Origin of the sequence: Pseudogemmobacter sonorensis, assembly GCF_042762395.1 — a bacterium.
Lineage (GTDB): Bacteria > Pseudomonadota > Alphaproteobacteria > Rhodobacterales > Rhodobacteraceae > Pseudogemmobacter > Pseudogemmobacter sonorensis.
Genome location: NZ_JBEFZE010000052.1, coordinates 1 through 11,018 on the forward strand (window position 1 = coordinate 1; position 11,018 = coordinate 11,018).

Genomic DNA, 11,018 nt, shown 5'->3' on the forward strand with positions numbered 1-11,018 from the left:
TCCCGCTCGAAGGGCTTACCATCGCGGCAAACGTTGGGGAGACCAACCTTGGCTTGGGCAAGCGGGCATGGGACGAAATCAACAACGCCGTTGCCCACATCCGTAGCGCCCTCACCACCCCCGGAGACGGGGAGACGCGGTGGATGGGAGAGCGCATCAATTGGGCTGGCCCTCTTTTTTACCCACCGGCGGGCATGATCGCGGTGATGCGATCAGGGACGCGAATTGAAATTTGGGATGATGAAAGCGATCATCTCGATTGTTTTACGGGCATGAACCTTGCCGATGGTGATGCCTCAACTCTCTGGGGGCGGGAGTTCATCGACCGGGTTGAACCACCGGCCGAAGATGATGTCCCGAGGTTGTCCGGACATTATCGCGCGACGTCGAACACGCGTCACGCGCTGGAGGTGGATGTATTCGGCATCCTGTCGCGTCTCGCCCGCCACACCCACGACAAGGGGGCGGAATGACCCCTACGGCCAATAACCAACGAGGACGAGCATGACCAAGATCGACCACAAGGGCCTCGGAAAATCCGCCCGCAAGCGCGCAAAGGCGGGGGATCTGCCGCCGGGCGTCCCGGCGCTGAAGCCGGTGCCACGCAAGCAGCCGAACGGGCGCACCTATCGCGAGCCAGCGCAGCGCGATCCGCAGGCCGACATGCTCAAGGCCCGCTGCCGCCGGTGGGGCAGCTCACAGCGCGACTGGCGCGACATGCGCGATCCGTGGTGGGGCTGCGAGGCGGGCGGGGCCATGGCGAAGGCAGCCCCTCGCCACGACGACCGCACGCGGCTCTGGGGCGCGATCTGCCACATGCGCAAGGTGGTAGCGGCCTTCGACGCGGTGATGGGCGCGCCGCGGCGCCATGCGCAATGCCTGCGGCTCCTGCTACCGATCGAGGCCATGGAAGCAGATGCATCATCCCCGGCCCCGGATGACCGCTCCGACGAGCAAAAGCAGGATGACGCCGTGATGGCTTACCAATGGCTGGGCGAGTGGCTTGGCCGTGCCGGGCCTGCCGCGCAATCTGAGGCCGAGCGCGTCGTGCTGGATGACCAGCGCCCGGCAGATGTGGGGCTTTTGCTCTCAGCCCTGCACCATATTTCGGATGGGATAACTGCGCGCGCTTGACGAACGAATCAGGATCGGGCACATTTGGCATAATCGGGAGCGAGTTGTGGGAAAGCCACGGCTCGCTCTTTCCGTCTCCGGCTCTGCGCGGATTGATCCCCGCAAGCATCCGGTCTCAAGTCCAGCCTCGGCTGGCCGGGAGGATGGCCTCTCCCGCAAGATATTCGAGGGGAAACGTCATGGCTAGGGGCCTTGCTCATCGCCACCATGCTGAAGCGGTCGCCAAGGCAAGGGCGCGCGCAAAGCTGGTGCATGTTTGGGGCGAGGACGGCCCGAGCGCCAAGCGGATCGGTCGCATAGCCCGTACTCCGCATTGTTGCTCTGGCCCGTGCTGTGGCAACCCTCGCCGACATTTCGGTCACGCAACCATGCAGGAGCGCCGTGCGCCCCAGATGGCGCCGGAAGCCTGACTTCAGACCAGATCGTCCAGATCGACGCCGAGGGCATCGGCAATCTTCTTGAGTGTGGCCACAGAGCCTTGTTTCCGGCCCGTCTCGATCTCCGCCACGGTAACGCGGTTCACCCCAGCCTTGTCGGCCAGAGCGGCTTGGGTAAGACCGCGCCAGTCCCGAAACACCCGCACAGGGTTCTCCCCGTCAACCAGGCGGTTCACGAACTCAGCCGGGATCAGATCTTCCTTACCGGAATCCAGATCAGCCATGGCCCGGTCATAGACTTGCAGATCGGCCAGATCTTCCGCCGCTTCACGCAGGCGGTCATATTCTTCACGGGTGATGGTCACCATCTCGTTCATGGTCGCCTCCTTTATTCGTAAATGCCGCCACGCGGCCCAATGTCGATAATCGCCAGCACGTTGCCCTGGTCATCCATGATGACGCGCCAGTCTCCAACCCGAAGCCTGATCCCATCCCGGCCTTGCAGGGTGATGACGTTGTTCACCTGCGAATCCGGGTCTGCGGCATAGGCCTCGATCTTCTCGCGGATGCGCGTGGCCCAATTCGCCGGGATTCGTTTCAGGGATTTCGTCGCGGCCTTAGTGTATGCGATCTGCTTCATGAATGTAGCTATATGCTACATTACGGGCGACATCAACAACGTTGTCGCTTAAAGATGCAATTCATGCTGGCCTGCATCCTTCCCCGGCTCCACCCCGCCAGCCGGTCATCCCTGATGCGAGCAATCGTCACCCCGTGCAGGCCGGGCCCATTGCTGGGCATTGCTTGGCGTGGCATTGCGGAACGGCGGGGATGAAGCTCAGGGCAGAGCGATACCGAACTGGATGGCGCCGCCTGTTAGGGCAAGTGTCAGGCCTGCCCAGCTCAGAAAGTCGAACGCTCTGCTGCTGATGACCGCCTCCCTCGGTGGCTCTATGGTCTTTCCCGTCCATAGTAACTGGGGGACTGTAACTGGCTTCACTCTGAACGGCATGCCGAAAAGGAAGATCATGAGTGTTCCGATGACACTCATGGCTATGGCGATTGCGGGCAAATAGTCGAGCATATCCTCGCCTCCGATGCTGCGGTTTAGAATGATTCGTTGGATCGCATCTGAAAGATATTACACCGCTTGATTGGACTATCAGGTCGATAACTTTCTTCCGGGCGGCACTCATGCATCTGCATCAGATGGCGAATAGGATTGGGCGCGTGGGGGCATTGGGGGCACAGACGGAATGCCGGATTGTCCTTGATGCCCAAGCCTAACGGAGGCTGGAAGCACGACAAGCGCAGCCGACACGAACGGGGATATGGTACAGCCTGGGATAAGCTGCGCCCTGTCATCCTCACCCGCGACAAGCACCTGTGCCAGCCATGCCTGAAGGAGGGCCGCATCACCCCGGCCCACACTGTCGACCACATCACCCCCAAGGCGCAGGGCGGCACAGACAACCCGGGGAACCTGCAAGCGATCTGCGTGCCCTGCCACACGGCCAAGACCGAGCGAGAGGCAGCAGAGGCGCAGGGGCGGCGGCAGAGGCCTCGGTACGACGAGCGGGGGTGGCCGGTCTGGGAGTGACCGGGCGGGGACCCGGGGGGGGGTAAAAGTCCAGAGCCTCGGTGACTGGGACCGGCGGCGGGCCCTCGCTTTTCATAAACGGGCAGAAAAAAGGTTTTGGAACATGGGCACGAGAGGGCGCGTGTCGGCGGCGTCCCTTGAGGTCGCGCAGCCGGGCGGAGTTGAGAGGGTTCAGCGGCCAGATGCGCCGTATGACCTGACGGATGAACAGGCCGAGGTCTGGTGGCGGGTTGTGAACAGGCTGCCCGCTGACTGGTTTCCGGCGGAAACCCATGGGCTGCTCTCCGACTATTGCCGCCATGAAGTGAAATCCAGACGGATATCGCAGTTGGTTGCGGCTGCTGAGAGCGATGACCCGCTCGACATCGACATGCTGGACAAACTCTACAAGATGGCCGAGCGCGAGAGCCGCGCCGCATCCTCGCTGGCGACACGGCTGCGGATCACGCAGCAAGCAACGGTCAGCCCGAAGGCCAAGAAGCCCGGGCAGGCCAAGAGGCCGTGGGAATAGATGGCCCGCAAGAAGAAGGCCCCGACACGCGGTGAGAGAAACATCGCGTGGATCGAGCAGTATTGCCTTGTGCCAGAGGGGCGGCTTGTCGGGCAGGCGGTGAAGCTGAGGGACTGGCAGAAGGACGCGCTGCTCCGGATTTACGATAACCCGGCGGGGACGCGGCGGGCGATCCTGAGCTTCGGGCGGAAAAACGGGAAGACCGCGCTGTCGGCGTGCATTCTGCTTCTGCACCTGTGCGGCCCTGAGGCGAGGCCGAACAGCCAGCTCTACAGTGCGGCACAATCGCGGGAGCAGGCGGCGATCCTGTTCGCCCTAGCGGCCAAGATGGTGCGCATGCACCCCGACCTCAACATCGAGAGCGGCGGCTGCGTGATCGTGCGAGACACCGCGAAGCAGCTGGCCTGTCCTGAACTGGGGTCGCTCTACCGTGCACTTTCGGCGGAGGCGTCCACCGCTTACGGGCTGTCGCCGGTGCTGATCGTGCATGACGAGCTTGGGCAGGTGAAAGGGCCGCGCTCGGAGCTATATGAGGCACTGGAGACGGCCACGGGCGCACAGGAAAACCCGCTGTCGATCGTGATCTCGACGCAGGCCCCGACGGATGCGGATCTGTTGTCGGTGCTGATTGAGGATGCGAAGGCCGGGCATGATCCGCGTGTCGTGCTGTCGCTGCACACGGCGCCCGAGGATCTCGACCCGTTCAGCGAGGAGGCAATCCGGGCGGCGAACCCGGCGTTCGGAGATTTTCAGAATGCCGAGGAAACGCTGGCGATGGCCGAGGACGCCCGGCGGATGCCAAGCCGGGAGGCCGAATATCGCAACCTGATCCTCAATCAGCGCGTGGATATGAACAATCCGTTCGTGTCGCAGCGGGTCTGGCAGGAATGCGGCGGGCCGGTGGTGGATGATTTTGCAGGTCTGCCTGTGTTTGGCGGACTCGATCTGTCGGAGGTGTCGGACCTCACGGCGCTGGTGCTGGTGGCCCCGGTTGATGGGATCTGGAACGTCCGCCCCACGTTCTGGTTGCCTGGGCAGGGCCTTGCCGAGAAGGCGCGGCAGGACAGGGTGCCCTACGATGTCTGGGCACGCGATGGATGGCTCCAGACTTCGCCCGGGGCGACGGTCGATTATGAGTTCGTCGCGGCGTATCTTTGGGATCTGTGCGAGGCGTATGACGTCAGAAAGCTGGCATTCGACCGCTGGAATTGGCGCCACCTGAAACCCTGGCTTCTGCGGGTGGGGTTCAACGAGGAGCAGCTTGAAGGCGACGAGGCCATCTTCGAGCAGTTTGGCCAAGGCTTCGCCTCGATGTCGCCCGCGCTGCGAGACCTCGAGAGTGCGCTGCTGAACAAGCGGATCGCACACGGCGGGCACCCGGTGCTCGAAAGCTGCGCTCGCAACGCGACGGTGCAGATGGATCCCGCAGGGAATCGGAAGCTGTCGAAATCGAAATCGCATGGCCGCATCGACGGCATGGTCGCGCTTGCCATGGCGATGAGCGTGGCCGGGACGTGGGAAGATACAAGCTCCGGCCCCTCGGTCTACGAGGAACGCGGCATTCTGATGATTTGAGGTGGGCATGGGGCTGTTTGATTTCTGGCGCACGGCGGGCGCCGCGCCTGTCCGCGTCGAGCCCGTGCTTGAGCCTCCGGTGCAGGCGTCGGTCGAGCCTGCAACTTACTCGGCGCTTGACCCCCGGATATTGGAGATCAGCCAGGCTCTGGCGAATACCGGCAGCGGGGCCGAGGTCACGGCCTCGACTGCAATGCGCAACACCACGGTCTTCCGCTGCGTGAGCCTGATCAGCTACACCATGGGAATGCTTCCGCTGCACCTTCACCGGGGGGAGGACAAGTCGAAGGCAAAGGATCACCCGCTCTATTCGCTGCTCCTGGCGCAGCCGAATGACTGGCAATCCGCCTTCGACTTCAAGGCACTGATGCAATACCGCGCCTTGGTGCGTGGGGATGCCTTTGCGCTGATCGTGCGCAGCATGGGGCGAGTGATCCGGCTGATCCCGCTGCCGCCCGGCATGGTGACGGTGAAGCAGAACGACGACTTCACAGTCGAATATCGCTACCAGCCGCCGAAAGGGGCGCAGCGGGTATTCAAGGCGAGCGAGATCCTGCACCTTCGGGGTCTGTCGGAGGATGGGCTGCGCGGGCTGTCACTGGTCAAGCAGGCTGCCGAAGCAATCGGCCTTGCGATGCAGGCGGAGAAAGCGGCCGGTCGGCTGTTTGCCCAGGGCATGATCGTCGGCGGCGCGCTTAAGCACCCGCAGAAGCTGAGCACCGAGGCCTATAACAGGCTGAAAGCCAGCATGGACGCGCGGCGCGGGGCCGATGGTGCGCACAAGGACCTGATCCTCGAGGAGGGGATGGAGTGGCAGTCCTTCACCTCGACCAGCAAGGACAGCCAGCACCTTGAGATGCGATCCATGCAGATCGAGGAAATCGCCCGGGTGTTCGGGGTGCCGCGCCCGCTGCTCGGTGTGGATGACACGTCATGGGGCTCGGGGATCGACGTTCTAGGCCAGTTCTTCGTGCGATACGGCCTCGCGCCGTGGTTCACCGCCTGGGAGCAGGCCATCCGGCGCTCAGTCCTGACCGGGAACGAGAAGCTGGATTACTACGCCAAGTTCAACGACGGCGCGCTGCTGCGCGGCTCGATGAAGGATCAGGCGGAGTTCTACAAGGCGGCGCTGGGCTCGGGCGGACATCATCCCTGGATGGCGGTTCCCGAAATCCGCGACCTCATGGATCTGGAAAATATCGACCTTGCCACGCTGCCGCCCGCACCGGGTCAGGCGCAGCCCGGTCAAACGCAGGAGACGGCAAATGAGCCTTCGCAAGCTTCCTGAAATCCGAGCGTTCTTGCCGGGTGATCTGATCCAGTTCGAGGCGCCCGACTCGGCAGTTGCTCGTTTCGATGGCGAATTGCAGGCGGCGGGCCGCCCTGGCGATCCTGTCATCTCGATCTATGGCGCGATTGGTCGAGACCCCTATGGCGATCTCGACAATTCCGAGCGTCGTATCTCGGCGGCGCTGTCATCGATTGGCGAGCGGGACGTTACGGTCAACATCAATTCCCCGGGCGGGAATTTCTTCTCGGGCCTGGCCATCTACAACCTGCTGCGCGCGCATCCCGCGAAAGTGGTGGTGAACGTGCTCGGCATGGCTGGCTCGGCAGCATCCATCATTGCAATGGCGGGGGATGAAATCGCCATGGCCGATGGATCGCAGATCATGATCCACAAGGCTTCGGGCGTGATCGTCGGCAACACCTATGCGCTGGCCGAAGGCATGAAGCTTCTCGCCCAGGTCGATGAGGTGATGGCGGAGATCTACACCGCGCGCACCGGCGCTGCTGCGGCTGACGTCGTGTCGTGGATGGAAAACGACCGGGGCAACGGCACCGTTTTCCTGCGCGATGAGGCCATTGCCAAGGGATTCGCGGAAACGAAAATGACCGCGATCCCCATTCGCGTCGCGGCTTCTGCGGCGAAGAACATTCCAGCCGAGCGAGAGGTGGAGCGCGCCCTGATGGCCGCCCATGGGCTTTCCGCATCCGAGGCCAAAGCCCGGGTCGCGGCTCTGAAAACTGGCGCGCGCGATGCCGCCGAACCCGCCACGCGCGATGCTGGCGCACTTGTGGCCGCCCTGACGGCGGCATCCATGACAATCCGGGCATAAGAGGAGTTTCCCATGTCCAAGCATTTTTCCCCCGCCCTGATCGGCGGGATTTTGGCCGTGCGCGCTGAGGCAGACCCCGCCGCAATGGTCGTCGCCCTCAACAACGACTGGCAGACCTTCAAGGCTGCGCAGGCTGAGAAAGACAAGGAACTCAAGGCCAAGTTCGACGATGTCGTCACCACCGAAAAGCTCGGGAAGATCGAGGCATCCATCGGCACGCTGACGGCTGCAATCGATGACGCCAACACCCGGCTCGCGGGCCTTTCGCTGAACGGCGGCGGCGATGGCGACAACCTGACCGAGGCGGAACGCGAATATACCGCTGCTTTTGCCGACTGGTTCCGCACTGGCGAGGGCGAACGGAGCCTGAAATCCAAGGCGCGTGACGGCGGCATCAAGGCGGCCTATTCGGTCGGTTCGGATCCCGATGGCGGCTATACCGCGCCCATCGAATGGGACCGCACCATCACCGACCAGCGGATCGAGGTTTCCCCGATGCGCCGCTTTGCCTCGGTGCAATCCGTGTCGGGTCAAGGCTTCAAGAAGCTCTACAACCTGCACGGCACCGATGCGGCCTGGGTCGGTGAAACCGCTGCACGTCCGCAGACCGAAGGCTCAACGCTGGCCGAGTATGAGTTCGCCTTCGGGGAAATCTACGCGATGCCCGCCGCGACCGAGCGCGTTCTCGAGGACAGCGAGATCGACATCGCGGCCTGGCTGGCTGGCGAGGTCAATATCGAGTTCGCCCGGCAGGAAGGTCTGGCCTTCATCAACGGCGACGGCGTGAACAAGCCCAAGGGCGTTCTGCGCTATGATGCGACGACCGAAGCCGCTCTCCCCTCGGCGCAGCGCCATCCGCTTGGCCCGATCAAGGAGGTCATCACCGGGGCGGCGGCGGCGCTGACTCCGGACGGGCTGATCGACCTGATCTATGACCTTCCCGAAGATCGCTCGGTCGGGGCGGCGCTCTATGCGAACCGCAAGACCCACGCCACCATCCGCAAGATGAAGGATGGCGACGGCAACTATCTGTGGCAGCCGCCCTTCCAGGCGAGCCAGCCTGCCGCTGTGCTCGGCACGCCGATCCACGAGCTTTCGGGCCTGCCGGATGTGGCCGCGAATGCGATCCCGGTGATCTACGGCAACATGGCCGAGGGCTATCGGATCTTCGACCGTGTGGGCATGAGCGTCCTGCGCGACCCCTACACCAACAAGCCCTACGTCCTGTTCTACACCCGCAAGCGCGTCGGCGGCGGCCTGTGGAACCCGGAATGGCTGCGCTACCACCGCGTGGCCGCTGCGACCACCGGAAGCGGCGACTGATCCGGTCCTTACAGCGCGAGGGGGCGGCCATCCGCCCCTTCTTCTGTGCGGACAAAAGGAGATCCAGACATGACGAAGTTGTCGAAACCCATCTTCGGCGTGCCGGATGGCGAAATCTATCCCCGCGTCGTTCCTGCGGGCGTGGAATGCCCTCCGGCCCTTGCGGCCTATGCGGCGGAGATCAATGCTCTCGGCGAGCCGACCGAGCCGACCGAGCCGACCGAGCCGACCGAGCCGACTGAGAAGGCCCGGGCCCGGAAATGACCCCTGTCCGCGTCACCGCACCTGCCGGGCCTGTGGTTGATCTGCCCAGGTTGCGCTCACAGTGCCGCCTCAGCCCGAACAGCACCGAGCACGATGAGCAGCTGCAATCGCTAGAGGCGGCTGCGGTGTCCATGATGGACGGGTATCGTGGCATCCTCGGACGCTGCATCCTGTCGCAGCAATGGGCGGTGACGTTCGCAGACCCCGGCACGCATCGCCTGCCGTTCCCGGACGTAATCGAGGTCAGCGCCAGCGCGGGCGAGGTCACGCTTTCCCATGACGCGCTGGGCTCGCTGGTCACGATCACCGCGCCCGCGACCGTGACCATGACGGCGGCCATGCCAGAGGAGACGCTGGGCGCTGTGCAACAGGCGATCTGCGTTTGGGTCCAGAAGCGTTTCGACGGCCTGACCGGCCCCGAGGGGCAATCATTCGATGATGCATTCGATGATCTGATCGGGCATCTGCGGTGGACGAGAGTATGAACTACGGCGAGTTCGACCGGCTGATCCAGTTCCAGCGGTTCAGCGAATACGACAACGGCTATGAGGTCGTGCAGGAATGGACGGCACACGGCCTGCCTGAGCCTGCCAGCCGCACGGATGTCTCCGACGCAGAGCGCGCCGCCGCAGGCTGGATCGAGGCCACGGTCGCCAGCCGGTTCGTCGTGCGGTCGAGCGATTTCACGCGGGGCCTGACACCGAAGGATCGGCTGATCTGCGAGGGTCTGACCTTCGATATTCGCGGGATCAAGCAACTTGGGCGGCGCGACTATCTGGAAATCACCGGAACGGCGAGGGCTGACCTGTGAAGATGACCATCAAGACCACGGGCTTTCGGGATCTGGACCGGGCGCTGGCCGAGATCGAGAAAACCGCGACCCGAAAGGCGGTGATGCGTCGCGCGTTGATAAAATCCGCGCAGCCCATGGCGGACAGGGCAGGGTCGCTGGCGCCGGTCGCCCCGGTGAATGGCGGCGAGTTGGCGGCTTCGGTTGCGGTCAGCACGAAGCTTTCAGCCCGGCAGAGGCGACTGCATCGGAGAATGCACAAGAACGACAAGGCCGCAGTCGAGGTGTTCGTCGGTGCCGGACCTCTGTCCTCGGCACACAACCAGGAGTTCGGCAACGAAAACCACGGGGCTCAGCCCTTCATGCGCCCCGCATGGGATGCCGAGGCCAAGCCCACGCTGGAGCGCGTGGGCAAGAAAATGTGGTTCGAGATCGACAAGCAGGCCAAGCGGGCGGCGCGCAAGGCCGCGCGTGACGCGAAGAAAGCCGGGGGCTAACCCATGGAACTCGCTCTGCGCGCGCTGCTGACTGGCTCAGCGGCGATCTCCAGCTATTGCTCATCGGATCGCATCACATGGGGCGTGCTCGGGCAGGGCAAAGGCCTGCAAGCCCTGGTGCTGAATGTAGTGAGCGGCATCGGCAGCCATCACTATCGGGGGCCTGATGGGCTTATCCGGTACCGGGTCCAGATCGACGCTTACGGCGCGAGCTACCTATCCGCCAAAGAGCTTTCGGACGAGGTTCGCAAGCTGCTGGACGGCTACAAGGGCGGGCAGATCCTCGGCGTGTTTCTCGACACGATCCGCGACCACCACGAGGCAAACGCGGCAGACCGGCCATTCCGGGTGTCGCAGGATTTCACCATCATCTGGAGAGAAGCATGAGCAATGCCATGATCGGGTATGATACCCGTTTTGCTATCGCAGCTTCGGCAACCGCCGGGGCTGATTTTGTCGAACTTGCCGAGGTGTTTGAGATCACCCCGCCCTCATCGACGGTGTCTGAGGTCGAGGTCACGCACTTCCGATCGTCTGGCCGTCGTCGCGAGTTCATCGCGGGCCTGACCGACAGCGGCACGGCCTCGCTGCAAATGAACTTCGTGCCGGGGTCGGTCAGCGATCAGCGCATCCTCGCGCTGCGGGAATCGGGCGACGTCCTGCCGATGCGGATCACCTATCCCAACGGCGTGACGGTGACCTTCGACGGGTTCATCCAGGAATACACCCCAGCGATCCCACTGGATGATCGCCTGACCGCGACCGTCAATATCCGGGTCACCGGCGATGTTGTGATTGCTGAGGGGGAGTGACCCATGGCGATAATC

General features: G+C 63.5%; 17 protein-coding genes. 14 read left to right on the forward strand and 3 right to left on the reverse strand.

The features are described 5' to 3' along the window. Positions 1-473: hypothetical protein (locus ABNX41_RS20780; RefSeq protein WP_438671605.1), on the forward strand; the 473-nt coding region annotated here is incomplete at its 5' end. Positions 474-504: 31 nt separating this feature from the next. Next, complete coding sequence (locus ABNX41_RS20785; protein WP_438671606.1) at positions 505-1,134, forward strand: hypothetical protein; 630 nt, start codon at positions 505-507, stop codon at positions 1,132-1,134. Positions 1,135-1,546: 412 nt separating this feature from the next. Here the strand turns inward: ABNX41_RS20785 and ABNX41_RS20790 are convergent, their stop codons facing one another. From ABNX41_RS20790 to ABNX41_RS20800, 3 genes are all read right to left on the reverse strand, one after another. Further along, entirely contained in the window at positions 1,547-1,888 is a 342-nt protein-coding gene (locus tag ABNX41_RS20790) for a helix-turn-helix transcriptional regulator (protein WP_438671607.1), read from the reverse strand. 11 nt (positions 1,889-1,899) lie between these two features. After that, positions 1,900-2,151, reverse strand: coding sequence for a type II toxin-antitoxin system RelE family toxin (locus tag ABNX41_RS20795; RefSeq protein WP_438671608.1), 252 nt, complete (start codon positions 2,149-2,151; stop codon positions 1,900-1,902). A gap of 198 nt (positions 2,152-2,349) precedes the next feature. Continuing rightward, on the reverse strand, positions 2,350-2,595 hold the full coding sequence (locus ABNX41_RS20800; protein ID WP_438671609.1) for a hypothetical protein: 246 nt from the start codon (positions 2,593-2,595) through the stop codon (positions 2,350-2,352). Between the two features lie 189 nt (positions 2,596-2,784). On the opposite strand from ABNX41_RS20800, the gene ABNX41_RS20805 reads away from it, so the two are divergent. From ABNX41_RS20805 to ABNX41_RS20860, 12 genes are all read left to right on the forward strand, one after another. Further along, positions 2,785-3,111 carry an HNH endonuclease gene (locus ABNX41_RS20805; RefSeq protein ID WP_438671610.1) on the forward strand — a complete coding sequence of 109 codons (327 nt, stop codon included), beginning with the start codon at positions 2,785-2,787 and terminating at the stop codon, positions 3,109-3,111. Between the two features lie 103 nt (positions 3,112-3,214). After that, positions 3,215-3,622 carry a hypothetical protein gene (locus ABNX41_RS20810; protein ID WP_438671611.1) on the forward strand — a complete coding sequence of 136 codons (408 nt, stop codon included), beginning with the start codon at positions 3,215-3,217 and terminating at the stop codon, positions 3,620-3,622. After that, the gene (locus tag ABNX41_RS20815) at positions 3,623-5,197 is read left to right on the forward strand and encodes a terminase large subunit (RefSeq protein ID WP_438671612.1); all 1,575 of its coding nucleotides are present in this window, start codon (positions 3,623-3,625) and stop codon (positions 5,195-5,197) included. A gap of 7 nt (positions 5,198-5,204) precedes the next feature. Continuing rightward, positions 5,205-6,485 (forward strand): phage portal protein, encoded by a 1,281-nt coding sequence (locus tag ABNX41_RS20820; protein ID WP_438671613.1) that lies wholly within the window; start codon positions 5,205-5,207, stop codon positions 6,483-6,485. Next, positions 6,463-7,317: a head maturation protease, ClpP-related gene (locus ABNX41_RS20825; protein WP_438671614.1), complete on the forward strand. Its 855-nt coding sequence runs from the start codon at positions 6,463-6,465 to the stop codon at positions 7,315-7,317. The genes ABNX41_RS20820 and ABNX41_RS20825 overlap by 23 nt, the downstream gene beginning before the upstream one ends. A 12-nt stretch (positions 7,318-7,329) precedes the next feature. Continuing rightward, positions 7,330-8,640: a phage major capsid protein gene (locus ABNX41_RS20830; RefSeq protein WP_438671615.1), complete on the forward strand. Its 1,311-nt coding sequence runs from the start codon at positions 7,330-7,332 to the stop codon at positions 8,638-8,640. 69 nt (positions 8,641-8,709) lie between these two features. Beyond that, positions 8,710-8,904, forward strand: coding sequence for a hypothetical protein (locus tag ABNX41_RS20835; protein ID WP_438671616.1), 195 nt, complete (start codon positions 8,710-8,712; stop codon positions 8,902-8,904). Next, positions 8,901-9,389: a hypothetical protein gene (locus tag ABNX41_RS20840; protein ID WP_438671617.1), complete on the forward strand. Its 489-nt coding sequence runs from the start codon at positions 8,901-8,903 to the stop codon at positions 9,387-9,389. Before ABNX41_RS20835 ends, ABNX41_RS20840 begins: the two co-directional genes overlap by 4 nt. Then, the gene (locus ABNX41_RS20845; protein WP_438671618.1) at positions 9,386-9,715 is read left to right on the forward strand and encodes a head-tail adaptor protein; all 330 of its coding nucleotides are present in this window, start codon (positions 9,386-9,388) and stop codon (positions 9,713-9,715) included. Before ABNX41_RS20840 ends, ABNX41_RS20845 begins: the two co-directional genes overlap by 4 nt. 2 nt (positions 9,716-9,717) lie before the next feature. Beyond that, a complete protein-coding gene (locus tag ABNX41_RS20850; RefSeq protein ID WP_438671619.1) occupies positions 9,718-10,191 on the forward strand; it encodes an HK97-gp10 family putative phage morphogenesis protein in 474 nt (157 codons plus the stop codon). 3 nt (positions 10,192-10,194) lie between these two features. Further along, the gene (gene gp17 / locus ABNX41_RS20855; protein ID WP_438671620.1) at positions 10,195-10,578 is read left to right on the forward strand and encodes a tail completion protein gp17; all 384 of its coding nucleotides are present in this window, start codon (positions 10,195-10,197) and stop codon (positions 10,576-10,578) included. Next, the gene (locus tag ABNX41_RS20860; RefSeq protein WP_438671621.1) at positions 10,575-11,003 is read left to right on the forward strand and encodes a phage tail tube protein; all 429 of its coding nucleotides are present in this window, start codon (positions 10,575-10,577) and stop codon (positions 11,001-11,003) included. Before gp17 ends, ABNX41_RS20860 begins: the two co-directional genes overlap by 4 nt. Positions 11,004-11,018 lie beyond the last annotated feature (15 nt).